This window comes from Streptomyces sp. NPDC046862, from assembly GCF_040704615.1.
GTDB lineage: Bacteria > Actinomycetota > Actinomycetes > Streptomycetales > Streptomycetaceae > Streptomyces.
In genome coordinates this window covers 150889-176096 of the sequence record NZ_JBEYXP010000015.1, presented here as the reverse complement: position 1 = coordinate 176096, position 25208 = coordinate 150889, and the positions used below count along the sequence as shown (strand labels likewise).

Genomic DNA, 25208 nt, shown 5'->3' with positions numbered 1-25208 from the left:
GCACCCCGGCGTCGAGCTGCGCGAGCAGGGTCTGCACTGTCGCGATGCGCCGGGTGCCGATCGGGAATCCCGACGGGATGCCCGACGGGCGGGCGTCGACGCGTCAAGGGGCGGTCCGTGCTGTACGTCGATGGGGTGGTTTGGCCGACGTCGGCCGATCATGCGTGCCATGTCCGCGAACACTGGATGGGGTGGCGCAGGTGACCGGGGAAGGGGGACGGCATGGCGGACGGCACGGTTCTGGTGGCGGTGGCGGAGCATCCGCAGGACGGGGGCGCCGGCGCGGGGCAGTTGGCGCGCATCGCCGAGGGGATCCGGGCGCGTGGCTTACAGGTCCAGTGGGTGGGGAGTGTCCTTGACGCCGAGGCGGTGCTCAGGACGGAGGCCGGTCTGGCCGCCGCGGTGGTTGCCTGGGACCTTCCGCCCGGAGCTGAGGACGGGCCGGGCGGCGCGACGGTGCTGCGCCGGATCGGGCGCCGGTTCCACCAGTTGCCGGTGTTCCTGGTCATGGCGGACGAGGGGCTGTGTGAACTGCCGCTGTGGGTGTCGCAGTCGGTGGTGGGCTATGTGTGGCCGCTGGAGGACACGCCGGCGTTCATCGCGGGGCGGATCACCACTGCCGCGCGCGCCTATCAGGACGCCCTGCTCCCGCCGTTCTTCAAGGCGCTGCGGCGCTTCGACGACGCGCACGAGTACTCATGGCATACCCCGGCGCACTCCGGCGGTGTCGCCTTCCTCAAGTCGCCGGTGGGCCGGGCGTTCCACGACTACTTCGGGGAGCGGCTGCTGCGCAGTGACCTGTCGATCTCGGTGGAGGAACTCGGCTCGCTGTTCGAGCACACCGGGCCGATCGGCGAGGCGGAGCGTAACGCCGCGCGGGTCTTCGGCTCCGACCGCACGTACTTCGTGCTGCACGGCGATTCCACCTGCAACCGTCTGGTCGGCCACTTCAGCGTGACCCGCGACGAGATCGCGCTGGTGGACCGCAACTGCCACAAGTCGGTCCTGCACGGCCTGGTCGTCTCCGGCGCCCGGCCGGTGTACCTGGTCCCCACCCGCAACGGCTACGGCCTCGCCGGACCGCTGCCGCCGGCCGAGATCGCGGCGGACTCGGTGGCGGCGCGGATCGCGCAGAGCCCCCTCGCGAGGGACGCGGTGTCGTCGCGTGCCCCGTACGCGGTGTTCACCAACTCCACGTACGACGGACTGTGTTACGACGCGGTGACGGCGGCCCGGGCCTTCGCGGCGAGCACGCCTCGGCTGCACTTCGACGAGGCGTGGTTCGCGTACGCCCGCTTCCACCCGCTCTACGCGGGGCGCTACGGCATGGCGGTGGACGAGGAGGCCTTCCCCTGCCCCGGCCGGCCGACCATCTTCGCGACCCAGTCCACCCACAAGCTGCTGGCGGCGTTGTCGCAGGGCGCCATGGTGCACGTCCGGTCCGCGCCGCGGGCGCCGGTGGAGCACGACCGGTTCAACGAGGCACTGATGATGCACGGCACGACGTCGCCGCTCTATCCGATGATCGCCTCGCTGGACGTGGCCGCGGCGATGATGGACGGCCCGCAGGGACAGTGGCTGGTCGACGAAGCGGTGACGGAGGCGGTCCGGTTCCGCCAGGAGATGGTGCGGATCGGGCGGCGGATCGAGGCCGCCGGGGACCGGCCTCCTTGGTTCTTCGGGGTGTGGCAGCCGGGGGAGGTGACTGACCCCGCGAGCGGGGCGCGGATTCCGTTCGACGAGGCTCCGGCGGACCTGCTGCGGACCGAGCCGTCCTGCTGGCACCTCGCACCCGACGCGGACTGGCACGGCTTTCCCGGTCTGACCGACGGCTACTGCATGCTCGACCCGATCAAGGTCACCCTGACCTGCCCGGGGCTCGGCGCGAGCGGTGTGATGTCCGACTGGGGCATCCCGGCGCGGGTGCTCACCGCCTATCTGACCACGCGCGGCATCGTCGTGGAGAAGACCGACAGCTACACCACACTGGTGCTGTTCTCCATGGGCATCACCAAGGGCAAGTGGGGCACGCTGCTGGACGCCCTGATGGACTTCAAGGACCTCTACGACGGCGATGCCCCGCTGGAGCGTGTGCTGCCCGCGCTGATCGCCGAGCACCCTCGACGCTATGCCGGGCTGACGGTGCGCCACCTGTGCCAGGAGATGCACGACCACTTGCGCGAGGTCCGCCTGGTCGAGCTACTCGACACGGCCTTCCAACAACTCCCGGAGCCGGCCGCCCCGCCCCAGCGGTGCTACCAGCGCCTGGTCCGCGGCGGCACGGAACGGATCCGCCTCACGGACGCACCTGGCCGTGTCGCCGCGGCGATGGTCACGGTGACGCCGCCCGGCATCCCGGTCCTGATGCCGGGCGAGAGCATCGGGGAGGAAGACGGCCCGCTCCTGCGCTACCTCAGGGCCCTGGAGTCCTTCGACCGCCACTTCCCCGGCTTCGGCAGCGAGACGCACGGGGTGACCCGTTCCTCCGACAGCGGCGACTACCTGATCGAGTGCCTGCGTCCGGACGAGCACGAGGGGCTCGCCGGTGCCGTGACGCCCGCGCAGCGGCGGGGGGCGCAGGGGGCCAGGTCGGTGGGTTGAGTCCGAGGCGCGCGGGTGGGTGACGGTGGTGCGGCTGGGCCGGGGTTCGGGCGCCGCGGGGAGAGATGCCGCCGTGACGACTTGGGTCCGGACGGGTGACCTTGGCTGGCCCTGTGTGGAAACGCGGTAGGTATATCGGTGACCGATCGGCGGCAGGAGGAGCCGCCACTGGCCGGATCAGTTCCTGAGGGAGTCATCATGGCTGTGGAGATTCCGCCCCTGCTAAAACCTTCGCGGCTCAGGCGTCGAGGAGGGCTGCTCGGCGAATGCATCTCTGAATTCCTGGGGACATTCGTCCTCATTTCTTTCGGATGCGGCGTGGTGGCCATGACCGTTGCGGCGCTGCCTGGATCAGGGCGCACCGAAGGACCCACCACCTTCTTCCTCGGCGCAGGCGACTGGCTCCTCATCACGTGGGGCTGGGCAATGGCCGTGACCTTCGCTATTTATGTGGCCGGTGGTGTCAGCGGGGCTCACATCAATCCGGCTGTGACGCTCGCCTTTGCGGTGCGTCGCGGGTTCCCATGGGTCAAAGTCGTTCCCTACGTGGCTTCGCAACTGGCCGGTGCGTTCGTCGGGGCTGCGCTCGTGTACGGCGTTTATCACGACGCGATCAACACCTTCGACGACGTCGTGAAGGGTCCGAAGACGAATGGGCACACCCTCGCCACATTCTCGATTTTCGGAACCTTTCCCGCCCCGTACTTCCACGGTGGCAACTGGGGACCGCTCGTGGACCAGATCGTAGGCACGGCCTTTCTGGTCATGTTCGTCGTGGCGGTCATCGACCTGCGTAATACGGCCGTCAAGGCCAATCTCGGGCCGCTGGTGATCGGATTCGTCGTCGCCGCCATCGGTATGTCGTACGGTGCGAACGCCGGTTACGCCATCAACCCTGCCCGTGACTTCGGTCCGCGTCTGTTCACCTATGCAGCAGGCTGGCAGGACCTAGCCATGCCCGGCACTCTCGCCGGTGCCTTCAGCGACTACTGGTGGATCCCCATCGTCGGTCCGCTGATCGGTGGCGTGATCGGGGTGCTCGTCTACGACCTGTTCATCGGTGATGTCCTGTACGCGCGGGCGCTGAGAGCCGAGCCGCCGGAGCCGGGCCGGACCCGTCCAGTGACGACCACGGACGATGAGTGACCAGTGACCAGCACGGGCTCCGCACGGTCACGGGTCGTGTGTGAGTAACGATAGGGGACTCGTGCCGGTCGGCGGCTGATGTCTGTGCCGTAGATCATCGGGCAGGTCCGGTTACCGGTTCCGACGGTCAGCCGGGTTCGATGCGTTTCAGGTCGAGCGGGAGGAACTGGCCATCGCGGAGCGAGTGTTCGAGGGCGGGGAGTGGGACTTCGTGCTGCACGGGCCGGACGGGACCGACTACTCCGAGTGGATCCGCTGGCTGCGGATCGTCCCGCCGGAGCGGATCGTGCTGCTGCACGGTGAGTCCCGCGACGACCCGAACGCCTTCGAGTCGGTCCTGACCTTCGCGCCGGACGGTGCGGCGCCCCGCATCGTGATGCGCACGGTGTTCCCCACCACGGAACTGCGCGACGAGGCGGTCGAGAAGTACCACGCGATCGAGGGCGGCCGGCAGACCCTGAGCAACCTGGCGGCCTACGTCACCGACCTCGCGCGGAAGGGAGCGGAAGGCTGATGGCCGGGAAGGTGTTCTTCAGCGTGACGATGTCGCTGGACGGCTTCATCGCGCCCGAGTCCGTGCCCGTTGACGACTTCTTCGCGCCCGACAAGCAGGACGACCCGGACGTGCAGCGCTGGATGGCGCAGTGGACGGAGCTGCAGCAGTGGGCCTTCCCGCTGCGGTTCTTCCGGGAGAACCTGAAGCTGGGCGAGGGCGGCGAGGAGGGCCGCGACAACGACATCGCGCGGGAGACGTTCGAGCGCACCGGCGCGAGCGTCATGGGCAAGCGCATGTTCGACCTCGGCGAGCAGGCATGGCCAGAGGAGGCGCCCTTCCACACCCCGGTCTACGTCGTGACGCACACCAAGCGTGACCCGTGGGAGCGGCCCGGCGGCACCACGTTCCACTTCGTCGACGACGGCATCGAGCACGCCCTCGACCAGGCCCGCGAGGCCGCCGGCGACCGCGACGTCCGCATCGCCGGCGGCGGCGCGACAATCCTGGAGCACCTGAACGCCGGCCTGGTCGACGAGTTTTCGATCACGCTGGCACCGGTGCTTCTCGGCGCAGGCACCCGCCTGTTCGACGGCGTGGACGCGTCCAAGGTCGCGCTGGAGCCGGTCCGTTCGGAGCCGTCGCCGCGGGTGACGCACCTGACCTACGCCGTGCGCCCACGGTAGCCGCACCACCACTCCATCCTGGCGCCCCGAGCACACGCGGCGCACACGCTTGAATCAGCAGTCCACCACGGCCAACTGCGAACAGCCGCGTAACTGGCGGGCCGCCGGCAGCAGTTGAGTTTGGTGTGAAGACAAACAACGAACACCGAGGCCGACCGGCTCACCGGCACCGTCAGGTCTCGGTGCCGGTGCGCGCCAGGATGCCTTTGAGCATCCCTGTCGCCTGGCCTACCTCGATGAGGTAACCGTCCGGATCCCGCATATAGCAGCGCAGCTCGGCGCGGCGGTCGATGGGCGGGGTGAGGAACTCGGCCCCCTTGGCGCTCGCCGTGGCGTAGAAGTCGTGGATGTCCGCCACCCGTACGTTCAGGAAGCTGGAGACGGTGTTGGGGTCCTCCGGTGTGCGCAGGACAACATCGGGTTTGTCGTCGGTGGGCCCGCCGCCTGGGTTCATGATGATCCAGCTGTTGGCGACCTTGACGATGCAGGGGTTCTCATCCAGCACCACCCTTCCACCCAGTACATCGGCGTAGAACGCCCGCGAGCGAGGGACATCGCTGACCGTGAGAAAGTGCGTGAGCACCAGGCCCTCGGCCGGTGCAGGAAGGTCGTCGGCTGCGGCGCCGGCAGACTTGAGGTCGGACATGTGCCGAGCGTATGGCGCGCATGGCCGACCGGCATCCTCAGCCGGTGTGCCTCTTCACCTGACAGAACCGTGCCCGTTGGTCCACCGATCACAGCGCGCCGGGCGCCGCAGACGTCACACCCGCGCGACGTTGCGCAGCAGAGTCGTCATGTGGACTGTGTCTCAGCCTGACGACCAAGCAGGAGTGGGAGTGCCGGCGTGGAGCAGTGCCTTCGGGAAGCGACCTGACATGCGGCTTGCTGTCTGCACCACGACGGCGAACGGCCGGACAGTGTGGTGGCGGCGGGTGATGGCGATGTCGCTCGGGGAGACCTCAGAGTTGCTCGGCTTGTTTCCCCGGCCCCACGCTGACCTACTGTCCTTTCTTCCTCCGGAGTGCCTCATTGACCTGATCGAGTGATCGACACGACGCGGGATGTCCACAGGTGTCTCCTTCGGGGCCGAAGCGTCCCAAGCGCGCTATGGCAGTTGGAGAGTCACGCATGTGGGGCCACGCGAGGAACGCATGTGCTCCCGCTCCGCCTGGCTGGTCATCTCGGTGGCGACCCGGGCGGCGTGGCCTGCCAGGATCGCGGTCAGATAGTCGCTCTCGATGCCGAACGGGCGCATGACGCCCCTGTCCTCAGCCACCGAGGCGCCAGTAGGCACCCTGCCGGTCCACCTGGTGGATCTCGTCCTCGATGCCCAAGCGGTCCCGGACATCGTGCACGGCCTGTCGGCAGGCAGGGATTGCAGTAGTCGTCGACGATCACGAACCCCACCGGGCGACACCTTCCCGTACAGGTGCGTCAGTACGTCCATGGTGACCCCGTACGAATCGCCGTCGAGTCGCATCACGGCCAGCCGTTCGACCGGAGCTGTCGGCATCGTGTCCCTGAACAACCCAGGCAGGAACCGGACCTGGTGCTGTTTCCCCGTACGGTCGCCGTGATCCACCACGGCGGGTTCGGTACCACGGCCGACGTACTGCGCGCGGACGTGCCCCAAGTCATCGTGCCGGTGTTCGCGGACGATCCCTTCTGGGCGGCCCGGCTGCACCGGGCCGGACCGGCCGGCGGGCGCCCGTGCGCCGGATGAACCAGCGGGAGCTCGGCGCGAGCGTGCTGCGGGCGGCGACCGACCCGGCCGTGGCCGAGCGCGCCCGGTGGCTCGGGCATGCCGTGGCGGCCGAACGCGGAGTCGACACCGTGTGCACCGTCATCGAGGAATGGGCACGGCTAAGGGAATCGAGGCGCCGACCGCAGGCTGAGAGCCCTCCCGCACATCACCGCCCTCGGCCAAGCCCCGACTCGCCGGGACGGGGCCACATCCCACGGGCCCGGCTCACCCGAGACGGGGGCGTCCGGCGGCCGTGTCCGATCGCCGCCGTCCCCTGGGCGGTCACCCCAGCGGCCGGTACGCGGTGAGGGTGACGGAGAGCGTGACGTCGCAGGGCTCGGGCAGCAGCGAGACGCGCTGCGCCAGCTGCCCGCCCTGCTGGTGCCAGGCGTTCGGGCCCATCCCCACCAACTGCGGCAGGGCCTTGTGGTCCAACGCCATGGTGCTGTGCAGCCCCTGCCTGGCCACCTCGGTGAAGTGCCCGGCGAACTGGTCGGCCAGCCGCTCGTCCTTCTGTTCGTCCACCCGCATCAGCCCGAGGGCGTCGACCAGCTCCCGCAGGTGGTCGGGCCGGGGCGTCACCACCAGCAGAACCCCTTCCCGACGCAGGACCCGCCGTAGCTCGGCCGGGTTGCGCGGCGCGAAGACGTTGAGGACCACCGACGCGGACCTGTCGCCGAACGGCAGCCTGTCCCAGGCGTCGGCCACGACCGCGCTGATACGGGGATGCGCCCGAGCGGCCCTGCGGGCGGCGAACTTGGAGATGTCGAGCAGGATGCCCTCACGGCCGGATAACTCCGACACCACGCGAGCGTGGTAGTAACCCGTGCCGCCGCCGATGTCGACGACGCAGCCGGGATCCCCGGACACCGGTGCCGACTCGCGCGCCAGCGCGGCCAGTGACTCGGCGATCGGGGCGTAGTGGCCGGCAGCGAGGAAGTCCGCGCGGTCCGTGACCATGTCGGCGGTGTCCGCGCTGAACCTGGCGGCCCCGCGCAGCAGGTTCACATAGCCCTGCTTCGCCACGTCGAAGCTGTGCTTCAGGGAGCAGCGCAGCGTGCCGTCGGCCATCGTCATCGCGTCGGAACAGTGAGGACAGCGAAGGTACCGCACCGCCTCTTCCCGCATCGTGTCCCCCGGCGCCGCTGTTGTCGTGACCGGATCTCAGCCTAAGCAATGCGCGTCACGTGCCGCTCAGCGGGTGGTCCGTCGGATGCCGGGTCAGCACATCGTGTGGGCACAGGCCGGCAGGGTGCGCAGTTCGATGTTGAGGTAGTTGCCGTGCGCCAGCGGGCCCGAGAGCTGACCGAGCGTCAGCCGGGCGAAGTCGTGGGGCGCGTCCTCGGGGAAGTCCGGCGGGACCTCCATGATCACATGGCGGTTCTGCGCGTGGAAGAAACGCCCGCCCTCCTCGGACTGGACGGCGTCGTAGCGGAAGCGGTCCGCGGGCCCCGACTCCACCTGCTCCAGATACGGCGGGTACGGCTGAGTCCAGGAGGTGACCTCCCGGTTGCTCGCGGTGACCTCGGCGGCCGTGATCGTCACCCATGTGACGGGTGAGAGCAGGCCATGACTGCATGGTCATCATGCCGGACGCACTCACCGACCTGCTGTTGAAGGCCGACTGACCGGTTGCCGGTTGCCGGTTGCGGGTTGCCTGGCGCAGGGCCTTGCGTGGCCGCGGCTTGAGCTCGATCACCCGGTGGTGGTCCGTCATGTCTGCTTGGCGCGAGACCGGATACAGGGGTAAGCACGGGCTCGTTGATCATGTAGGTGTCGCGTCCACATGGCCACAACCGAAGACCGTGCCCGCCGTCCCATCTCTTCCTATGCCGTGGGGCCTGGAACAACTGGCCCGTACCCACTCGCCACAGGGCTGCGGCGGTGTGGGGGTGAAGGTATCGCCGAGCGTGACGAGGTCAGACCATGAAGAACGAGCAGGACGAGCAGGACGAGCAGGACGAGTAGGGCGAGTAGGGCGAGTAGGGCGAGTAGGACGCACCGGCCGGAGCCGGTGCGCCCTACTGGTACGACCCGATACGGCCGGTTGCGATCAGGTGTTGTTTCCGCAGGTCCAGACCCACTTGTGGGCGGCCGCGTCGTCGTGGACGGCCCGGCCCTGGCCAGCGGTGTAACCGGCGGTCCAGTTGAAGGTGTGGCTGTTGTTGCGCAGGTTCCATTCGTGGCCCTGCCCGAGACAGGCGTAGGCGCTGCGGTAGTTCTCGTTGTAGTAGATGTTCACCTGTGCCGGGGAACCGCTGGTGCCCCGGTTCCCGACCCAGTCGACCTTGTTCTGGATCCAGTCCGGCCAGTCGGTGCTGTTGCCCTGGTTGCGGTAGGTCATTCCGTTGTCGTCGGCGTAGGCGCAGAACTCGCCGGTGTTGCAGCCTCCGTCGGCCTGGGCGATGCCGGGCACGGCCAGGATCGCTGTGGCGGCCATGGCCGCTCCGGCCAGCGCGGAACGAAGCTTGCTCATGATCTCATCAGTCCTTTGATCGTGTCGGTCATTGATGTCGGTGACTGGTTGATGCGCCGGATTTCCTTCGCGGCCCCGATAGCCCCGGTAGCCCCGATGTGCCGGCTGCCGGTGTCCCGGTTTGCTCCGTGGTCCCTCTTGGCCGCCTCGTTGTGCTGTCACGCGGTGTCAGCCCCGGCCGACCACACCGCGAGCCTTGGGCAGGGCGTCCAACTGCATGCGCCGCGCCGTGTCGTACGCCGTGCGGTACTCGCCGTACAGGACGTCCGAGTACTGTCGGTCCAGGCGCTTCGCCGTGGCCGAGAGCCCGGTCGTGCGGCCGCACTCGGCCTCGTCCACGGCAGTCCTGACGTCCTTCGCCTGTGCTCCCCGGCCGGTGTCCCGCAGACGGATGTCGCGCAGCGCCGGGGGATTCTCGGCGACATGGCCGCGTCGCTTCATACAGTCCCGCCACTTCGCGAGCGCGGACCGGAACGCCGGGTCCTCGGCGACCCGGCCGACCCGCATGCCGGGCAGACCGTTCACCACCTGGATCGAGCGGTACCAGGCGCGCACGTCTCCGTAGAGGCTGCGCCATGAGTCCGCGACACAGCCCTTTTTGCTGTGGCTGAGCGTGCCGCCCATGGGAGGCTTCGCCTTGAGTCTGTCGCCGCCCTCGCTCGGCCCGTAGAGGGCGTCGCCGTAGGCCTCGTACCGCGCCTTCGGAAGTGAGTCGAGGTAACGCTTTCCCTCGCTGTCCTTCCAGTTGCGTTCGAGACGCTGCTCGATGTCCCGGCCGTACCCGTGCCGCGCCGCCCATGTCTCGTCGTCGATCCCGTAAGGGAATTCGCGGTAGTCCGGTGCGGGCAGTCGGGGGGCGGGCCAGTAGCGGAAACCCTTCTCAGCCATGCAGCCCCGGATCAGCAACTGTTCCGCGCGGTGCAGGACGTCCACCTCCGCCGTCGTCGGTTTGCGGGGCGGATCCTGGCCCGGCCCGGACGCCGCGTCCGCGTTCCCCTTGGGCGGCTGGGCGGCCGAGTCGCTGCCGCCGATCGCCACGACGGCCGCGGCCAGTAGACCCGCGCACATCGCGGTGGCGAGCAGCCACCGAAGTCCCACCCCAAGACGCACGAGCGCTCCCTCCCTTGCAGTGCCTGTCCCTTGTGATGCGTGTGCGGTCTGTGAACCGACGGTTCGGAAGCTAGCCGCGGGGCGGTGCGGGAGGACATCCGGAACATGCGGGAGTCCCTTTCCCTGCCGGATCGGGCACCGTGGCGACGCAACAGCCATATGGATCGGTGACAGGGAGGGGTGGGGTTCCGTGCGGCTCCGACGAGGGAGAGGTCCGGGTCGGGCGGCCTCGGTTCTGGTCGTGCTCGTGGCGGTCTTGACGGCTCTGGCAGCCACGGCATCGGCGACTTCCGCCGCGCCACGGGCCGCGCGCTCAGCGCCCGCGGCACCGGCCGCCAGACCGGACTTCAGACTGCCCTTCGCCTGCGAGGAGACCTGGCAGCTGCAGACGTACCGTGGCCATGCGCCGGATGACAAGAAGCTCGACATGTACCGGGTGGGCGGAAACACCCTCGGCTCCATGGTGGCCGCCTCTGCGGCCGGCACGGTCACCCAGTTCTTCGAGCCGGGCGGCTTGGAGATCAACCACGGCAACGGCTGGTTCACGGTCTATCTGCACATGGACCGCATCGACGTACGCCTCGGGCAGCAGGTCGCCTCCGGGGCCACGCTCGGGCGGCTGGGCCTGGTCGGTACGAGCTCGGCGCATCTGCACTACGAGCAGCTCTACGACACCAACGGGGACAACGACGGCGAGAACGACGAGATGGTCCACCCGTTGATCCAGGGGACCGAGTACCGGCTCTCACCGGACGGGCCCTTCCCTCAGGTGACCAGTACCAACGCCTGTGGCGGCGGTGGCGGCGAGCCCACGAGGTACTGGGTGGACACCTTCGCCGACGCGACCGGCTACGCCGCCGTCGACTGCGTCGGCGACAGCAGGCCGCAGTGCGCGCCCCAGGGCAAGCTGTACAAGGGCACCAACTACGTCCTGTGCAAGAAGTGGGGTGACGAGGTGCGGGTGGGCGACTCGTACAACCACTGGTGGCTGCTGACCGATCTCGACGAGGTGGCGCCCGGTGGGAAGGGCCGTGCCTATGTGTCGGCGTACTACCTCCAGCGCTGGGGGAACGACGTGGCGAAGGACAACGACGGCCGTGTGATCCGTGACTGCGGCGCTGACGAGGTTCCCGCGTGACGTCTCAGGAACACTCGGGCAGCACCGGATGGTCCTGCGTACGCACAGCGGGCAGCCAGGCCGTCCTGCTCGGTTCCTCGTCCGGGAGGCGGACCCGGAACCACCGGGCGGAGCGGATGCCGGTCTCGTCGGTGACCGCCGTCCCTCGAGGAAGGTGGCAGTCGACAGAGAGTACGTCGTCGTGCCACACCCGGGTCGCCACGACGTTCTCGACGGTGTACGGGCGTGCGGGATCCACGGCGAGTCCGAGGCTGCACGCCGGAAGGCGGTCCTCGGCTCGGTCACGGCACAGCTTCACGACGTTGTACACGGCGATTCGGCCCGCCGGTTCGGCGGCGTCACGCCCCTCGGTCCTGTCCCCTCCGGCGGCGTACGTCCATCCGGCGGCGGCCACCCCGCACAACGCGGCGGCCACGGCGACGCCGAACAGCGTCTTCCGCCGTTCGCCGGACCTCGGGACCGGCGAGACCGTCGGGACCGATGCCGTCCGCATCCGAGCGAGCAGGCTCTCGGCGGTGTGGACGGCGCGCTCGGCGTGCGTCGGGGCCAGGCAGTCGGCGGCCAACTCGCGCCAGAACAGAGGGACGGCGTTGTCCAGTCGCAGCGGCGCGCGCCCCTCGCCGTACTCCTGCACCGCTGCCCCGCGCGCCATCGGTGTGGCCCCGGGGAACGGTGACGTACCGTCGGCGAACATCTGGTGGATCACGATGCCGAGAGCCCAGATGTCGTTGCTCGGCCGCACCTGCACGCCGCGTTCGCCCAGCGGGGCTCTCCAGCGCTCGGGAGGCAGATAGTCGAGGGTGCCCAAAGGCGGCATGTAGCCGTGGGTGCCGTGGGTGCCGTCCAACTCCACGGCTAGTCCGAAGTCGGAGAGCCTGGCCGAACCGTCGGCCATGATCAGTACGTTGTCGGGCTTGAGGTCGCCGTGCACCCAGTTGATGCCGTGCAGATGGACCAGCCCCTCGCAGATCTCGGTGAGGAGCCGGGACTTCTCGAGCTCCGTGGGCCCCGGCCCGTCCTGTTCGAGGAACCGGCGCAGGCTGTGCCCCGCCCGCTCCATGACCAGAACGACGGATCCGTCAAGAACGGGGTCGCCGGGTTCGCTGAGCACGACCGAGTCGAGCATGCGGATCAGCCGTGGATGGCGGGCCCGGCGTCCGAATTCGCTTTCCCGCCGGGCGGTCTCCACGAGGGCGCGCGCCTGACGTGGGGCCAGCCCGGCGGTGGGCAGGAACTTGAGCGCGACGACTTCCTCCTGCCCGTCCCCGGACCCGGCTCCTGGTTGGCTGTCCCTCGGGCCTGCGGGCCGGCCCTCGTAGACGGTCCCCCAGCCTCCACTGGCGATCCGTTCGCCGACCTCCCAGTTCCCCACCCGGTAGCCGGGCGGGAGCTGGTCCAAGGGCGCGCTCACTCGGCGTACGCTCTCGCCCGTGCCCCTGCGGACGCACGCGGAGGCAGCAGACCGAGGTGCTCCTCGCGGACCAGCCCGAAGCGGAGCGCGAGCCCGACGATCGACTCGCGCTTGCCGTTGCGGCGTGCACCCTGTCCCGCCGGGTCTGTGGCGGCTGGGGCGCCCAACCGGAGTTTCTCCTCGGCGAGGTAGTCGATGTGGGAGCTGACGGCGCGGGCGGTGAGCCCGCCGTACTCCGAGCAGCTCCTGAGCCGTTCGACGACCTGGGGCGTGGTCGGCACGGCGACCGCCGACTCGTCGCGCAGCCGGGGTTCGCAGAGCGCGACCAGGACCAGGAAGTAGGTGGCGGTCTCGTCCAGGGAGTAGGCGGTGAGGGTCTGCGTCCCCCACCGGCCGCCCGCGTGTTGCGCGCGGTCCGGATCGAGGTACACGTGATCCGGCGCGAACACCAGGAAACTCGCCGTCGATCCCCGGGTGGGCAGGACGACCCGGGCGAACTCGAAGGGAATGGGTGCCCCCGCCCGGCGCGGCGGGACGCGTAAATATTCCCCCGCCCCTTCCGGGTTCTCCACCAAGTAGCTATGGGTGGCACTGAAGTTGCTCAGTTGCCAGTGATCCTCGGTCACCCGTATCTCGCCCGCCAGCCGGGAGACCGCCGGATCACCGAGCCGCAACTCCACCGGGGTGTTGGCCGAACCGCGCCCGAATCGGGCCACCTCACCCGGCCCCAGCCGCAGGGTCACCGGCCCCGCACCGTGTTCCAGTCGGCCCTCGGCCTCGGCGTGGCTCCCGTTCCCCACCCCGCAGCCGTAGCCTCTCCCGTTCCACTCTCCGTCCTGCGGAAGATGGATCACTACTCCGCTCATCCCAATCCCCCCATACTTGCGGGCTTCGCCCGTCGGTGCCGTACACGGTGAACACCAAGCTGTCTCCGAGGAGTTCACTGCCGTCGTTGGCCTTCCCCAGGGTGCCGCTGACAACGTGCGTCGTCACGACGGCGGGCCGTCCGGCTGTTCACACGATCGCCAGTTCGGTCGTCCGGCCGCCCTGCTCCACGGTGCTCCGCGCGGCCGGTGTGCTCCTGGTGTACGCGGACGTGGGCCACTCCCGTCGTCACCGAGGGGCCGCGCTCCGGGTCATCGGCAGCGATCGGTCCACGTCCAGCGGTCCACTCCCTGCGCCCCCTGCGCCGCGCGGGATCGCTGCCGTCAGGCAACAAGGTGCCCGGTCGGTTTGGTGTGCACCTTCATCGCCGGACCTGAATGGGACCCATCTTCGGCCAGAGCACGGGTGTGCGCTGGGCGCTTGCCGCGCCGTTCGACCGGAACATCAACAAGATCCACGAGCGCGCTGGAGAACTTTCGAGGCAGGAAGGCTGCTGTGGTGCCGGATGCGGCCTCAGTGACGGCGGCCAGGGCGTCGAACAGGAAACGACCCAGATCCCTGCGGTACCCGACCGGCAGACTGCCGAGGGAAGCCAGGACACGCTGCCAGGCCTCCCACTCGTCGGGCCCGGTGAGACTGGTGGCCACATCCTCGAGCATCATCCGGACCTGGTGCGGGCTTCGTTGTCGGGGCTGCCAGCCGGTGCGGCGGGCAGCGTCCGACATGACCACGCGGGGGCCGACGAGCGTAGCCCTGCCCGTGCCTGGTGGCGAGCCGGCCGCCTCGGCTGAACGGGGCCGAGCACTACAGGCTCTTATGACGCAGGTGCGATCGTCCCGACTCGCAGATACTTCGCGAACTTGATCTGGGTGAGGGGCGCATAGGCGTCTCCCTTGTTGCCCGGCGGCTTCGATCCGTACTCGGAGGTGAAGCTGAACTCCCCGGCGTTCTTGACGTTGAACGCGCCGTACTCCTGCAGTGCCTTTGCGACCATCCGCTCGTACGGCTTGAGTGAGGTGTCGGCGTCGATGTCGTACGCGCTGTCCAGCCAGATGAACTGCCCTTCACGCCAGCGGCCTTGCCCCGGCCCGTCGCTGCCAACCGCCGGGAAGACGTACTGGCCGTTGTTGTCCGGAGTGCCGAAGCTGAGAGCATGATTGATGCGGCCGGCCTTCCAATCGGCGTGGGTGATCACTCCGGCGAGGCGGGACAGGCCGCTGCCGGTGGCCTGTCCCTTCTCGGAGACCGACGAGCCGCGGGTGTTGGACACGGCTCCCCATTCACAGCTCGGTTTTCCGTCCTGTACCTCGGTTCGCCAGCATTCCAGCGATCGCCCGTCCGGTGTGATCACCACCGTCCACTCGCGCTCTGGTGGCGGCGCCTTCCACGAGGCGTCCCATGGAAAGTCGATGTTCTCGAAGGGATTGGGCCCCCACTGATCGAGGTGCTTGCGCGGGGTGACTTCGTAGGTCGGGGTCTTGGAGGTGGCACGGTACACAAGGGAGCCGGCCTTGCCGGTGTACAGCTTTGCCCGGCCTCGGCCCCGGGCCAGCAGATCGGTGACCATCTGCGCGGAGTCGGGTGACAGACGGGGACGCGGATGCCGTTGATTGAAGACATCATCGTCAGCGAAGAGGCGGGGGGAGTGGTCGGCGGAGTCCGACGGTGGCGGCTCGTGCGCAAGCCGATTCGTGAGAATCGTTCCGGCGACCGCCAAGGTGAGCGCAGCGGTACCAGCGGCGGCAACGACCGGCCACCGGCGTCTCGGTGTCGGTGCAGTGCCGGACTCGGCCTCCGCCGCCCGCCACCGTCGTTCCCATTCCGCGCGGTCGCCGCCGCAGGCTTCGACGTAGGCCAAGGCTATTTCGAGGGGCGGCAGCTGTCTGCCTTTCGCGGCGTTGGACAGGGCACTGGGCGACTGTCCTGTGCGCGCGGCCATCTGGCGGTACGTCGGGCCGCCTGCCGAGTCACGGAGAGCACGTAACTCAAGGGCGAATTGTTCTGCAGGATCCTCCACCGGATCGCCCGATCGAGGATGTGATGCTGCGGCCACCTGTCCGCCCTCCAAGCCATGGCCTGTGATCGTCCGTATATGACGTCCCGTCAACTTCTTTGAGTCTAGAGAGGCGAAGATCTGAGGAACAGGTCTCGCACGTCGGCATACCGCAGAAGGATGGACTTCATGGATCAAGGATGGGCGGCCCTCGCGGGAGCCGGAGTAGGCGTCGTCGGCACCCTGTGTACCTCGTGGGTGACATATGTGGCTGCTCGCCGGCAGACACGTGACCAGGGGGCAGTCGAACACAGTCGGGCGCTGCGGAGCGAACGTCTGGAGGCGTACCTCGCATTCATGAAGGCAGCGGAGCCAGTCGACAGCGTGCTGCACCGAGTCGCGCACCAAGACGGTGTACGGGTCTCCGCGCGGAACGCCCCGCCTCCGGCCGATGTGTTGCACGAAGCCGTCGAGGGCCTCGCCACCGCAGTCGACGCGCTCTACAAGGCACAGGCGCGGCTCGATCTGATGGGTCCGAAAACCGTGGCCGCGGAGGCCGTGAACGTGTGGTCGGACGTGAGAACCCTGCGGACGTACCTCGAAAGGGTGCGCCACGCGATGCTCGAAGGGGAGTTGCCGGACGACGGGTATCGCACCGGCCTCGAAGACGCAGTTGACGCGGTCGAGGTGAGCCGGGAGGAGTTCGCCCGGCGCGCTCGCGAGGTGATAGAGACCCCGCCGTGAGGCGATTGACGCGCGGTCAAGAGGGTGTTCAGGTCTTGCGTTACACCATGATCTTGAGCGCCCTCTCTTCAAACTCGCGCACCGGCCCCGACCACCGGAATCATGCGTTTAGGGCGAGTTACCCGTTACTACCAGGGAGATCCCCGGAAACGACGGTCTGAAAGGCTGGCTCACGTGGGCAGCTTCCCGAGCTCCTTGCGGCGGGTCAGGGCGGCGACCGTGGCCTGCCGGCAGTACTGCCAGTCGTTGCGGACTACGTACGGGATCTTGAGGCCACGAGCAGCCCATGGCAGGCTCATGCCGCATGATCGATGAGTTCGCCAAGGACAACCTGCACAGGAGACTGCGGCGGGACCGCGAGACGCTGCTCTGGAAGCTCGATGGCTTGTCCGAATACGACGCCCGCCGGCCTTTGACAGCGAGTGGGACCAACCTCCTCGGCCTGGTCAAACACGTGGCCAGCGTTGAGGCCAGGTACTTCGGCGAGGTCTTCGACCGCCCTTCCCCGGAACCGCTGCCCCGGTGGCAGGACCACGACGGCAGCGATCAGTGGGCGACCGAGGACGAGACGCGCGATCAGATCATCGAGTCCTACCGGCGCACGTGGGAACACTCGGATGCGACGATCAACGAGCTTCCCCTCGACGCCCCCGGCCACGTGCCGTGGTGGCCGGAGCCTTATCCCAACACGAACCTGTTCGCCGTCATGGTCCATGTCCTCAGCGAGTCCGTCCGGCATGCCGGGCACGCCGACATCCTGCGCGAGGGCCTCGACGGCCGGACCGGGCTGCGCGCCGAACACGAGCAGCGGATCGACGAGGAAGCCCGTGTCGCCCACTGCGCGAAGATCGAGCAGGCCGCCAGATCGGCCGCATCAGTCAAGGCTTAGAGGCTGGCCCACGTGACTTGATGTTCGAGCGGCATGATGCCGGCCGTGGGTGCTGATCTGTCGAAGCGTCTGGTTCCTGATGAACTCGGGGAGCCGGTTGCCCCGTTACTGCCGTCGTTCGCCGCTCGACCGCAAGGTGGTGGAACCGCTCCGTGTGACGAGCCGGCCGTGTTCACCGCAGTGGTGTACGTGCTGACCAGAGGCTGTGCCTGGCGGCATCTGCCGCCGACATTCGGCACGTCCTTCGCCACCGCGCATCGCCGCTTCAGGGGCCCGGGGCGAGGTGGACTGGACCTCGGCGATCGTCGACGCGGCCTCCGGTCGCGCCAAACAGGGGGGATCGCTGGCCGGGCCGAACCCGGTCGATCGCGGCAAGAAGGGCAGCAAGCTGCACGTGCTGTCCGATGCCCAGGGCATCCCGCTCGTCGTCGCCGTGTCCGGCGCGGACATGCACGACAGCCTCGCCCTCAAACCGCTTATCCGTGGCATACCCGCCGTCCGGTCCAGCCGGGGACCACGGCGGCGCCGACCCGTCAAACTCCACGCGGACAAGGCGCACTTCTCCGCCGAACACCTCAACTGGCTGCGCGAGCGTCGGCTCGTCGCGCGCATCGCGCGGCCAGGCGTCGAGTCCGGCGAACGCCTCGGCCTGCACCGCTGGAAGATCGAGCGGTCGATCGCCTGGCTCTTCGGTTACCGCCGCCTGACCGTCCGATACGAACGAAAGGGCTCGCACTTCCTCGCCTTCCTCGGCCTGGCCGCCGCCCTGACCTGCTACAAGAAGCTCGCGAAACTCGCCACGTGAGACACCCTCTAATGGGCAAGGGAAATGGTCTATAAGGGCAGGCTGGGTAGTGGCCGCGATCAGTTCCGCAGCCGTCACGACTCGTGCGAAGCCTCCGCCGTGCAGGACGTGGCCGTTGCCCGCGCCAGTTCGGCGGCGGCGAGGTGCCGGCCGTTCGGGTCCGTCCGGTCGAAGGTGTGGGTGGCGTCGAGGGCGAGCAGGACGTCATGCGGGGGTTGCCGCCCAAGCGGGCAGTGCGCTCCACGCACATGTTGGTCTGGATTCCGGCCAGTACCAACTGGGTAAATCCGTGCGCCTGGAGTCAGGCGTCCAGGTCGAGGGTGCCGTAGAACGCCGAGTTCACGGCCTTGTTGACCAGCAGCTCCGGGCCGGGCCCCAGGGCCGCGCCGCTCCTCGACGTCCGCCTTGAAGGCGTTGCCCGGCTGCTCGGCTGCCCGGGGCGCAGCGGCGAGTCCGCGCGCGCCGAGTCGGGTCGTACGGGGACCACGGGCCGACCCGAGTCCTGCCAGGCGCCGAGCAGCGCTGCGATGTTCCGGTCGGCGGATTGTCGCGCGGCCGCCAGAACTCCGGGGCCTGGAAGCCCTGTTGTACGCGTACGGGCCTTCGGCGTCACCCTGATCAGCGAGGTGGGGCGACCGTACCGACCGGGGGGTGTCGGCGTTCGAGCTGCGCCGGGTGGCCGCTGGTGCGCAGGCCGTGCCGGTGCGGGGCTGGCTCACTGGGCCGGGCCTGGTTGTTGTCGATGTCGCGGTCCGCCGACGATGCCTCCGCGCTCGCCTTCCAGCAGTTGCTAGCCGAACGCTGGGCGACGGCGGCAGTGGAACAGTCGACGCGGGATGCCGGGCAGCCCGGTGCTCGACTGCGCTGCTACCGCGTCGATCAAGGGGTTTCCTCACGTTACCGAAACCATCCCCCTTTCCGCGTCGCCGACCGCCCTCGCGTCGGGAGGGCTCAGCGGGGATGCCTGATTCGGTTCGCTGTTTCGTGTGCTCCGGGGTGGACGTCGAGGGGGTGGTGACGGGCCGGTGCAGGGTAAGGGTGATGCCGATGCTGATGCCAAGCAGGATCACGCCAGGCAGCAGGGCGGGTCGGCTGCCGCTGGTTCAGACGCCCCCAGTGATCGTGCCGCGACGGAGCACGCCGCGGCACGACGAGGGTTCGAGAGGCAGGCGGCCGGGAGGCCGGCGCGGTGTCAGCGGCTGAAGACGAGCTCGGCCTGGTCGCGGCGGGTGGTGTGCAGCTCCCAGTAGACGGGGGAGATCTCCTCGGGCTTGGCGGTCGGGAAGCCGGGGACGACCGACATGCCGATCGACACGTCGATGCCGACGTGGGCGGCCTGGATGCCGGTGCCGTCCAGTTCCTTGTGCAGGTTGATGGCCCAGTTGCGCAGGGCCGCAGCGGCGGCGTTGACGTTGCCGACCTGCGGCACCGGGTCGATGGAGCCTGCGCCGGTGGTGAACAGCAGGGTGCCCGCGCCGGCCTCCCGCATGGCGGGCAGCACCGCACGGGTGGCGGCGATCGCTCCGTAGAGCTGGAACTCCATCTCGTGCTGCGCATGCGAGGGTTCGGTCGCGCTCGGGGTGGTCAGGACGGTCGAGTCGAAGCCGCCGACCGGGGAGTACTCCAGGACGTCGATGCCGCCGAAGCGCGCGGCGGCGTCCTTGAGCGCCTGGGTGAGCGCGTCGCGGTCGAGGACGTCGGCAGGGAAGGCGGCGGCACTGATGCCTTCGGCGGTCAGTGCGGCGGCCAGGTCCTCGAGCTTGGCGCGGTTGCGGGCGATCAGCGCGACGTCGTAGCCGTGGGTGCCGAATGTGCGCGCAATGGCGAGACCGAGCTGGGGGCCGGCGCCGACGATGGCGATGGTGGGCATGGGAAAGCCTTTCATGGAGGTATAGGTGGACAGGGCTATCCGTTTTTGATCCGGAAAGCCCTATCCGGTTCACGGTCGAGCGTAGCACGGGAATCGGATAGGGCTTTCCGATTTGCTAGCCTGATCGACATGGACCCCCGAGACCAGCACACCGACGGCACCGGCAGCAGGGCCGACTCAGCGGCCCCGCCGAAGCGCAGCGACGCGGAGCGCAACCGAGCGCGGATCATCGCCGCCGCGCGCGCAGTATTCGGGCGCGACGGATTGGACGCGTCGATGGCCTCGGTCGCACGGGAGGCAGGGGTGGGGATCGCCACCCTCTTCCGCCACTTCCCCAACAAGGAGGAGCTGGTCGTCGCGGTCTTCGCGGACCGCATGGAGGTGTACGCGCAGGCCACCGCCGAGGCCCTGGCCGACCCGGACCCGTGGAACGGCTTCACCGGCTATATCCAGAAGGTCTGTGCGATGCAAGCCGCCGACCGCGGCTTCGCCGACATCCTGACCATGAGCTTCCCCGGCGCCCGGACCCTGGAAGTACTCCGCGCACAGGCGTACCAGGGCTTCCTCGAACTCATCGGCCGCGCCAAGGACAGCGGGCAACTGCGTGAGGACTTCACCAGCCGGGACCTCGTCCTCCTGCTGATGGCCAACGCCGGCGTCCTCAGCGCCACAGCAGACGCCGCCCCGGATGCCTGGCGCCGCCCCGTGGCCTGGATGATCCAGTCCTTCCAGTCCCCGGCCCGCGGCCCGCTACCGGAACCGCCGGAGGACGCCGCACTGTACGAGGCCATGCGCCGCGCCAGCCACGGCGTAACCTCCCCCGAGACCGGGAAGCGGCGCTGAACGACCGGACGGTGGGCAGGCCGTGCGGACGCAGAGGTGTCGACCGGCGCCCCGCACTGCCTCGCAAGCGGTGGCGTCGCGATCTCGTTCAGCGTCAGGGAGAGGTGGGCGGCTCAAGCATGCTGCGGGCACTGTCAGCTGCTTTTCGGCGGTGCCAAATGTGAGGGCCTCGAAGACGGGTCCAGCCACCGACGACGAGGACCTGGGTGCCGGCGGCGAGCGGCTCGACCAGCCATCGCCGGAACGGGGTGTCCTGGGTTTTCCAGGCGGGGTCGTAGTTGTCGTACTCGCGGTCGTCTGGGCCGATGATGGGCATGGGGGCTCTCGGCTGCTTCGCGAACCGCGCGAACGTCTCGTGGTTGAACGGCACGACGGAGGCTTGCTCGCCGACCAGCGTCTCCCGCCACTGCCCGCCGGCCTTGAACCGTCAGATCACGCCCTCGAACTGCCGCCGCAGCCGCTCCGGGTGCGGGCCGTACTCGACGATCGGCAGGTACGGCTCGATGAACTCCCATTCGTCGTCAGCCAGTTGCACTCGCGTCACGCAGGAAGATCTGCCGGTCCAGGTCCCGCCACGAGGGTGATTTCCGCAGATTGATCACGGCCCGATATGCGCCCCAAGGTCAGCCGAGACCACGATGAGCGGCCCACAACACTCCGGCACGGCTGGCAGCATCGGAGACCAGGGCCGCCAGTTCGGGTTTGTCGGGCACAGGGAACGAGACGTATGCGCCCCGACCACCACCGACTGGTCTGCCATAGGCCTTCACGGCGAGGTGACCGTCCGGGAGAAGCCGGACGTTGAGTGTGGTCAGCGTGAACGCTTCACCGCGTCGAGTGTCCGTCCAGCGGAGCGCCTGCGGGATCACGACATTGATTGCCAGAGCACTTACTTCCAGATCGCTGCTCATGGACGGATGATCTCACGCGAGTCACCGCAGGCGGCCGCACGCGGCTTGTGCGGCAGGCAGTTTGACCACTACTCGATACGCGCGCCCCCAGACCGGTCATGTCCTCCCATCTCCTCCCTTCCGAAACGGCGGTTCTCCTGCTGTCGACGGACGACATCCGCTCAGGAGCAAGTACCTAGCCGCTCGGGAGAGTTGAGGCCGTCGATCACATGCCGAAGGAAGCCGGCCGCCGTGTCGCCGTCGCACACACGGTGGTCGAAGGTCAGGGACACATTGACGATCTTCCGGACCTCGACACGGCCGTCCCGCACCCAGGGACGGTCGGTGATGCGGCCCACCCCGATCATCGCAGCCTGAGGGTGGTTGAGGAGCGGGGTGGCTCCGTCGACCTCGAAGCCACCGTAGTTGTTCAGGGTGAATGTGCCGCCGGTGAGGTGCTCGGAGGGGATCGTTCCGCGGCGGGCGAGGGTGGTGAGCCGCCGCAGTTCGGCGGCGAGGTCGTCGAGACAGAGGCCGGCGGCGTCCCGGACGACCGGGACGACCAGGCCGTGGTCGGTCTGTGCGGCGAAGCCGAGATGCACCTGTGGCAGCCGGACGAGTTCCTGACGGCCAACGTCGACACGGGAGTTGAGCTCCGGGAACGCGGCGAGCGCGTCCAGGCACGCCCGGGCGAGCAGGGGCATCAGGCCTGCTTCGTAGGTGGCACGGGCGGCGAGCAGGCTGTCGGCCTCGGTGTCCGCCCAGATGGTCACGGCGGGCGTGTCACGCTGCGCACGGACAAACTTCTCCGCCGCGGGGCCCAGCGGGGCCCGGACGGCGGCCGGGAGGGGGCGGGCCGCTGTGTCCCATGCGTGCGCGGCATCGGCCGCCGCGGGCGTGGTCGTCGGCCGCGACGACGGCTGACGTCCGGGCAGGCCCGAAGTGCCGTAGCCGGTCAGGACGGCACCGGATGCCGCTGTTTCCTCCGCTACGGTGAGCAGCGGCGCCCCCACCTCGACGACTTCGCCGGCCCGGCAGTGCAGGGCAGTCACGGTGCCGGCGTACGGACTCGGCAGTGTCACCACGGACTTGGCCGTCTCGACCTCCGCGACGACCTGGTCGTGCACGACGGGGTCGCCCACGGCGACCTTCCACTCCAGTACCTCCGCCTCGGCCAGCCCCTCACCCAGGTCGGGGAGGAGGAACGTACGGCCGGGTGCGGCGGTACCGGTGGCGGCCGGGGTGCCTTGGGCCCGTCGTGCCGTGGCGGGCAGCAGGCGGTGCAGGCCGCCCAACACCCGTTGTACGTCCGGCAGATGAGCGCTTTCCAGCAACGGTGGCGGATACGGGATGTCGAACCCCGTGACCCGCAGCACCGGCGCCCGCAGCGCGTCGAAGCACCGCTCCTGCACACGCGCCGCGATCTCGGCGCCGACTCCGGCGAAGCCCTGGGCCTCGTGCACGACCAGGCACCGCCCGGTCCGCCGCACAGACGTGGTCAGCGCACCGTCGTCGAGGGGGACGAGGGTGCGCAGGTCCAGCACCTCGACGTCGAGGCCCTCCGCGGCGGCAAGGTGGGCCGCTTCCAGGGCCACGCCGACCGACGGGCCGTAGGCGACGAGTGTGGCATCGCTTCCGGCCCGGCGCACGGCCGCGGTGCCGAACGGCTCGGTACGGACGGGAAGTTCGAGCGGTTCCTTGGTCCAGTAGCGGCGCTTGGGCTCCAGGAAGATCACGGGGTCCGGGTCGTCGATCGCCTCACGCAGCAAGGAATACGCGTCCGCCGCCGTCGCCGGTGTCACGACCTTCAGGCCCGCCGTGTGTGCGTAGTACGCCTCGCTGGAGTCACTGTGGTGCTCCACGCCGCCGATGCCACCGCCGTAGGGGATCCGCACGACAAGGGGCAGTGCCAGGGCGCCCCCGGTGCGGTTGCGCATCTTGGCGATGTGGGAGGCGATCTGCTCGAACGCCGGATAGGCGAACGCGTCGAACTGCATCTCCACCACCGGCCGCCAGCCGGCCATCGCCATGCCGACGGCGAGGCCCGCGATGCCCGCTTCGCTGACCGGAGTGTCGAAGCAGCGCCGGTCGCCGAAGGCGTCTCGCAGCCCTTCGGTGACCCGGAACACGCCGCCGAGGCGCCCGACGTCCTCACCGAAGACGACGACGCGTTCGTCCGCGCCCAGCGCGTCCCGCAGGGCGGTGTTGAGTGCCTGGGCCATCCCCGTGTCGACCGCGGTCATGTCAACAATCCTCCAACTCTGCCTGCAGAAGGGCCTGTTGATCCGCAAGGTGTCTGGGCGGCGCAGCGAAGACATGGTCGAAGAGGGCTTGCGGAGCCAGCTCCGGGGCTTTGGCAAGCCGTTCGCGTACACCCGCGGCGTACGCTTCGGCCTCGGCCGCAGCGGTCTTCGTGTCGGCGTCGGTGAGCAAGCCCCGATCGCGCAGTGCCGACTCCAGCCGGGCTATCGGGTCGCGATCCCGCCAGCGGTCGGCCTCCGTGGCCGTGCGGTACCGGGAAGGGTCGTCGGCGCTGGTGTGCGGGCCCATCCGGTAGGTGTGCGCCTCGACAAGCCACGGTCCACCGCCCGCCCGGGCGTCCTCGACAGCCGTGGTCAGCACGGCGAGCACGGCCGCGGCGTCGTTACCGTCCACCTGCTCCGCGCGGACGCCGTAGCCGACTCCCTTGTACGCCAGGCTCGGTGCCGCGCACTGCTCGGACAGCGGGACGGAGATGGCGTACCCGTTGTTCTGTACCAGGAACACCACCGGAGCCTTCAACACGCCCGCCAGATTGAGGGCTTCATGGAAGTCGCCCTCGCTGGTGGCACCGTCGCCCACCAGTGCGAGGGCGACGGTGTCCGTGCCCTTGAGCCGTTCGCCGTGGGCCAGTCCTGTGGCGTGGGCGGCGTGGGTGGCCAGCGGGGTGCACTGCGGTGCCGTGCGGTGCCGTACGGGGTCGTAGCCGCAGTGTGCGTCGCCGCGCAGCAGTGTCAGTGCCTCGACGGGGTCGATCCCGCGGCTGACCAGCGCGACAGAGTCGCGGTAGGTGGGGAACAGCCAGTCCGTGGCGCGGAGTGCCAGCGCGGCGCCCACCTGGCAGGCCTCCTGGCCGAGGCTTGCGGGGTGGACCGCGAGCCTGCCCTGCCGGGCGAGTGCCGTCGCCTGCTCGTCGAAGCGGCGCCCGACGACCATCTTCCGGTACGCCGCCAGCAGCATCCCGGGTGCCGGTTCGGGGTACGTCCGGCTACCGCCTTCAGGTGGGGGCGACTCCCGCTTTTTGCCATTCGATGACAGTAGGGATACCGGAATATTGGACGGGAGCCATGGAGAAGGTTCCGTTTCTTTTCCGGCGGCCGTTTGCGCGGGCGTATCACCCATGATTCCGCCACTCCTTCTTCATGACCTGCTCGGCACAGATGATCTCCCTGATCGGTGCTTACTCAACTGCCCAGCAGGCACGGGTGGATGACGCGGAACTGAA

General features: G+C 69.1%; 26 protein-coding genes and 5 pseudogenes. 11 read left to right on the top strand and 20 right to left on the bottom strand.

The annotated features are described in order from the left end of the window. Window positions 1–222: 222 nt before the first annotated feature. The 4 genes from AB0959_RS19105 to AB0959_RS19090 all read left to right on the top strand — a co-directional run bounded on the left by AB0959_RS19105 (window position 223) and on the right by AB0959_RS19090 (window position 4926). Window positions 223–2601: an Orn/Lys/Arg decarboxylase N-terminal domain-containing protein gene (locus tag AB0959_RS19105; RefSeq protein ID WP_366827566.1), complete on the top strand. Its 2379-nt coding sequence runs from the start codon at window positions 223–225 to the stop codon at window positions 2599–2601. Window positions 2602–2799: 198 nt separating this feature from the next. Beyond that, the gene (locus tag AB0959_RS19100; RefSeq protein ID WP_366827565.1) at window positions 2800–3747 is read left to right on the top strand and encodes an MIP/aquaporin family protein; all 948 of its coding nucleotides are present in this window, start codon (window positions 2800–2802) and stop codon (window positions 3745–3747) included. Between the two features lie 184 nt (window positions 3748–3931). Further along, on the top strand, window positions 3932–4261 hold the full coding sequence (locus AB0959_RS19095) for an SRPBCC domain-containing protein (protein ID WP_366827564.1): 330 nt from the start codon (window positions 3932–3934) through the stop codon (window positions 4259–4261). Then, window positions 4261–4926, top strand: coding sequence for a dihydrofolate reductase family protein (locus tag AB0959_RS19090; RefSeq protein ID WP_366827563.1), 666 nt, complete (start codon window positions 4261–4263; stop codon window positions 4924–4926). Before AB0959_RS19095 ends, AB0959_RS19090 begins: the two co-directional genes overlap by 1 nt. Before the next feature lie 172 nt (window positions 4927–5098). Here AB0959_RS19090 and AB0959_RS19085 read toward each other — a convergent pair whose 3' ends face one another. The 4 genes and pseudogenes from AB0959_RS19085 to AB0959_RS19070 all read right to left on the bottom strand — a co-directional run. After that, on the bottom strand, window positions 5099–5572 hold the full coding sequence (locus tag AB0959_RS19085; protein WP_366827562.1) for a VOC family protein: 474 nt from the start codon (window positions 5570–5572) through the stop codon (window positions 5099–5101). Between the two features lie 459 nt (window positions 5573–6031). After that, the gene (locus tag AB0959_RS19080) at window positions 6032–6202 is read right to left on the bottom strand and encodes a hypothetical protein (protein WP_366827606.1); all 171 of its coding nucleotides are present in this window, start codon (window positions 6200–6202) and stop codon (window positions 6032–6034) included. After that, window positions 6195–6281, bottom strand: coding sequence for a hypothetical protein (locus AB0959_RS19075; protein ID WP_366827600.1), 87 nt, complete (start codon window positions 6279–6281; stop codon window positions 6195–6197). Before AB0959_RS19075 ends, AB0959_RS19080 begins: the two co-directional genes overlap by 8 nt. A gap of 107 nt (window positions 6282–6388) precedes the next feature. Then, a pseudogene (locus AB0959_RS19070) lies at window positions 6389–6439 on the bottom strand (hypothetical protein); the annotation flags it as partial. Between the two features lie 36 nt (window positions 6440–6475). Here AB0959_RS19070 and AB0959_RS19065 point away from each other — a divergent pair. Further along, window positions 6476–6649: a nucleotide disphospho-sugar-binding domain-containing protein gene (locus tag AB0959_RS19065; protein ID WP_366827561.1), complete on the top strand. Its 174-nt coding sequence runs from the start codon at window positions 6476–6478 to the stop codon at window positions 6647–6649. A gap of 303 nt (window positions 6650–6952) precedes the next feature. On the opposite strand, the gene AB0959_RS19060 is transcribed toward AB0959_RS19065, so the two are convergent. The 4 genes from AB0959_RS19060 to AB0959_RS19045 all read right to left on the bottom strand — a co-directional run bounded on the left by AB0959_RS19060 (window position 6953) and on the right by AB0959_RS19045 (window position 10256). Beyond that, window positions 6953–7798, bottom strand: coding sequence for a putative RNA methyltransferase (locus tag AB0959_RS19060; protein WP_366827560.1), 846 nt, complete (start codon window positions 7796–7798; stop codon window positions 6953–6955). A 93-nt stretch (window positions 7799–7891) separates the two neighbouring features. After that, window positions 7892–8215 carry an NDP-hexose 2,3-dehydratase family protein gene (locus tag AB0959_RS19055; protein ID WP_366827559.1) on the bottom strand — a complete coding sequence of 108 codons (324 nt, stop codon included), beginning with the start codon at window positions 8213–8215 and terminating at the stop codon, window positions 7892–7894. 508 nt (window positions 8216–8723) lie between these two features. Further along, window positions 8724–9146 carry a hypothetical protein gene (locus tag AB0959_RS19050; RefSeq protein ID WP_366827558.1) on the bottom strand — a complete coding sequence of 141 codons (423 nt, stop codon included), beginning with the start codon at window positions 9144–9146 and terminating at the stop codon, window positions 8724–8726. Window positions 9147–9314: 168 nt separating this feature from the next. After that, the gene (locus AB0959_RS19045; RefSeq protein WP_366827557.1) at window positions 9315–10256 is read right to left on the bottom strand and encodes a hypothetical protein; all 942 of its coding nucleotides are present in this window, start codon (window positions 10254–10256) and stop codon (window positions 9315–9317) included. A gap of 247 nt (window positions 10257–10503) precedes the next feature. Between AB0959_RS19045 and AB0959_RS19040 the strand changes: the two genes are divergently transcribed. Beyond that, on the top strand, window positions 10504–11394 hold the full coding sequence (locus AB0959_RS19040; RefSeq protein ID WP_366827556.1) for a M23 family metallopeptidase: 891 nt from the start codon (window positions 10504–10506) through the stop codon (window positions 11392–11394). Between the two features lie 4 nt (window positions 11395–11398). Here AB0959_RS19040 and AB0959_RS19035 read toward each other — a convergent pair whose 3' ends face one another. The 4 genes from AB0959_RS19035 to AB0959_RS19020 all read right to left on the bottom strand — a co-directional run bounded on the left by AB0959_RS19035 (window position 11399) and on the right by AB0959_RS19020 (window position 15707). Continuing rightward, window positions 11399–12805 carry a serine/threonine-protein kinase gene (locus AB0959_RS19035; protein ID WP_366827555.1) on the bottom strand — a complete coding sequence of 469 codons (1407 nt, stop codon included), beginning with the start codon at window positions 12803–12805 and terminating at the stop codon, window positions 11399–11401. After that, entirely contained in the window at window positions 12802–13671 is an 870-nt protein-coding gene (locus tag AB0959_RS19030; RefSeq protein WP_366827554.1) for a serine/threonine protein kinase, read from the bottom strand. Before AB0959_RS19030 ends, AB0959_RS19035 begins: the two co-directional genes overlap by 4 nt. 342 nt (window positions 13672–14013) lie before the next feature. Then, window positions 14014–14352, bottom strand: coding sequence for a hypothetical protein (locus tag AB0959_RS19025; RefSeq protein ID WP_366827553.1), 339 nt, complete (start codon window positions 14350–14352; stop codon window positions 14014–14016). 152 nt (window positions 14353–14504) lie between these two features. Further along, a complete protein-coding gene (locus AB0959_RS19020) occupies window positions 14505–15707 on the bottom strand; it encodes a helix-turn-helix transcriptional regulator (RefSeq protein WP_366827599.1) in 1203 nt (400 codons plus the stop codon). Between the two features lie 333 nt (window positions 15708–16040). Here AB0959_RS19020 and AB0959_RS19015 point away from each other — a divergent pair, with 333 nt between their 5' ends. Then, the gene (locus AB0959_RS19015) at window positions 16041–16427 is read left to right on the top strand and encodes a hypothetical protein (protein ID WP_366827552.1); all 387 of its coding nucleotides are present in this window, start codon (window positions 16041–16043) and stop codon (window positions 16425–16427) included. A gap of 170 nt (window positions 16428–16597) precedes the next feature. On the opposite strand, the gene AB0959_RS19010 is transcribed toward AB0959_RS19015, so the two are convergent. Then, window positions 16598–16726 (bottom strand): hypothetical protein, encoded by a 129-nt coding sequence (locus tag AB0959_RS19010; protein WP_366827551.1) that lies wholly within the window; start codon window positions 16724–16726, stop codon window positions 16598–16600. A 5-nt stretch (window positions 16727–16731) separates the two neighbouring features. On the opposite strand from AB0959_RS19010, the gene AB0959_RS19005 reads away from it, so the two are divergent. Together AB0959_RS19005 and AB0959_RS19000 are read left to right on the top strand one after the other, a co-directional pair. Next, complete coding sequence (locus AB0959_RS19005; RefSeq protein ID WP_366827550.1) at window positions 16732–17316, top strand: DinB family protein; 585 nt, start codon at window positions 16732–16734, stop codon at window positions 17314–17316. Window positions 17317–17352: 36 nt separating this feature from the next. Next, a pseudogene (locus tag AB0959_RS19000) lies at window positions 17353–18121 on the top strand (IS5 family transposase). 51 nt (window positions 18122–18172) lie between these two features. On the opposite strand, the pseudogene AB0959_RS18995 reads toward AB0959_RS19000, so the two are convergent. Further along, a pseudogene (locus AB0959_RS18995) lies at window positions 18173–18718 on the bottom strand (isochorismatase family protein); the annotation flags it as partial. A 145-nt stretch (window positions 18719–18863) separates the two neighbouring features. On the opposite strand from AB0959_RS18995, the gene AB0959_RS18990 reads away from it, so the two are divergent. Next, complete coding sequence (locus AB0959_RS18990) at window positions 18864–19139, top strand: DUF6207 family protein (RefSeq protein WP_366827549.1); 276 nt, start codon at window positions 18864–18866, stop codon at window positions 19137–19139. 174 nt (window positions 19140–19313) lie between these two features. On the opposite strand, the gene AB0959_RS18985 is transcribed toward AB0959_RS18990, so the two are convergent. Then, on the bottom strand, window positions 19314–19991 hold the full coding sequence (locus AB0959_RS18985; RefSeq protein WP_366827548.1) for an SDR family NAD(P)-dependent oxidoreductase: 678 nt from the start codon (window positions 19989–19991) through the stop codon (window positions 19314–19316). A gap of 129 nt (window positions 19992–20120) precedes the next feature. On the opposite strand from AB0959_RS18985, the gene AB0959_RS18980 reads away from it, so the two are divergent. Then, complete coding sequence (locus AB0959_RS18980) at window positions 20121–20834, top strand: helix-turn-helix domain-containing protein (RefSeq protein WP_366827547.1); 714 nt, start codon at window positions 20121–20123, stop codon at window positions 20832–20834. A gap of 94 nt (window positions 20835–20928) precedes the next feature. Here AB0959_RS18980 and AB0959_RS18975 read toward each other — a convergent pair whose 3' ends face one another. The 5 genes and pseudogenes from AB0959_RS18975 to AB0959_RS18955 form a co-directional block, all read right to left on the bottom strand. Next, window positions 20929–21204 carry a hypothetical protein gene (locus tag AB0959_RS18975; protein ID WP_366827546.1) on the bottom strand — a complete coding sequence of 92 codons (276 nt, stop codon included), beginning with the start codon at window positions 21202–21204 and terminating at the stop codon, window positions 20929–20931. Between the two features lie 253 nt (window positions 21205–21457). Beyond that, window positions 21458–21745, bottom strand: coding sequence for a hypothetical protein (locus tag AB0959_RS18970; RefSeq protein WP_153548069.1), 288 nt, complete (start codon window positions 21743–21745; stop codon window positions 21458–21460). Window positions 21746–21906: 161 nt separating this feature from the next. Next, a pseudogene (locus AB0959_RS18965) lies at window positions 21907–22917 on the bottom strand (dihydrolipoamide acetyltransferase family protein); the annotation flags it as partial. Between the two features lie 81 nt (window positions 22918–22998). Further along, a pseudogene (locus AB0959_RS18960) lies at window positions 22999–23967 on the bottom strand (alpha-ketoacid dehydrogenase subunit beta); the annotation flags it as partial. 1 nt (window position 23968) lies between these two features. Next, entirely contained in the window at window positions 23969–24943 is a 975-nt protein-coding gene (locus AB0959_RS18955) for a thiamine pyrophosphate-dependent enzyme (protein WP_366827545.1), read from the bottom strand. Window positions 24944–25208: the final 265 nt, after the last annotated feature.

Excerpts from the sequence above, each read along its gene's own strand:
- AB0959_RS18990 (WP_366827549.1), top strand. The coding sequence starts at position 18,864 with ATGTCGCGGTCCGCCGACGATGCCTCCGCGCTCGCCTTCCAGCAGTTG.
- AB0959_RS19025 (WP_366827553.1), bottom strand. The coding sequence starts at position 14,352 with ATGATGCTCGAGGATGTGGCCACCAGTCTCACCGGGCCCGACGAGTGG.
- AB0959_RS19085 (WP_366827562.1), bottom strand. The coding sequence starts at position 5,572 with ATGTCCGACCTCAAGTCTGCCGGCGCCGCAGCCGACGACCTTCCTGCA.
- AB0959_RS19090 (WP_366827563.1), top strand. The coding sequence starts at position 4,261 with ATGGCCGGGAAGGTGTTCTTCAGCGTGACGATGTCGCTGGACGGCTTC.
- AB0959_RS18980 (WP_366827547.1), top strand. The coding sequence starts at position 20,121 with ATGGACCCCCGAGACCAGCACACCGACGGCACCGGCAGCAGGGCCGAC.
- AB0959_RS19005 (WP_366827550.1), top strand. The coding sequence starts at position 16,732 with ATGATCGATGAGTTCGCCAAGGACAACCTGCACAGGAGACTGCGGCGG.
- AB0959_RS18970 (WP_153548069.1), bottom strand. The coding sequence starts at position 21,745 with ATGAGCAGCGATCTGGAAGTAAGTGCTCTGGCAATCAATGTCGTGATC.
- AB0959_RS19105 (WP_366827566.1), top strand. The coding sequence starts at position 223 with ATGGCGGACGGCACGGTTCTGGTGGCGGTGGCGGAGCATCCGCAGGAC.
- AB0959_RS19030 (WP_366827554.1), bottom strand. The coding sequence starts at position 13,671 with ATGAGCGGAGTAGTGATCCATCTTCCGCAGGACGGAGAGTGGAACGGG.
- AB0959_RS18985 (WP_366827548.1), bottom strand. The coding sequence starts at position 19,991 with ATGCCCACCATCGCCATCGTCGGCGCCGGCCCCCAGCTCGGTCTCGCC.
- AB0959_RS19050 (WP_366827558.1), bottom strand. The coding sequence starts at position 9,146 with ATGAGCAAGCTTCGTTCCGCGCTGGCCGGAGCGGCCATGGCCGCCACA.
- AB0959_RS19060 (WP_366827560.1), bottom strand. The coding sequence starts at position 7,798 with ATGCGGGAAGAGGCGGTGCGGTACCTTCGCTGTCCTCACTGTTCCGAC.
- AB0959_RS19015 (WP_366827552.1), top strand. The coding sequence starts at position 16,041 with ATGAAGGCAGCGGAGCCAGTCGACAGCGTGCTGCACCGAGTCGCGCAC.
- AB0959_RS19100 (WP_366827565.1), top strand. The coding sequence starts at position 2,800 with ATGGCTGTGGAGATTCCGCCCCTGCTAAAACCTTCGCGGCTCAGGCGT.
- AB0959_RS19010 (WP_366827551.1), bottom strand. The coding sequence starts at position 16,726 with ATGAGCCTGCCATGGGCTGCTCGTGGCCTCAAGATCCCGTACGTAGTC.
- AB0959_RS18955 (WP_366827545.1), bottom strand. The coding sequence starts at position 24,943 with ATGCTGCTGGCGGCGTACCGGAAGATGGTCGTCGGGCGCCGCTTCGAC.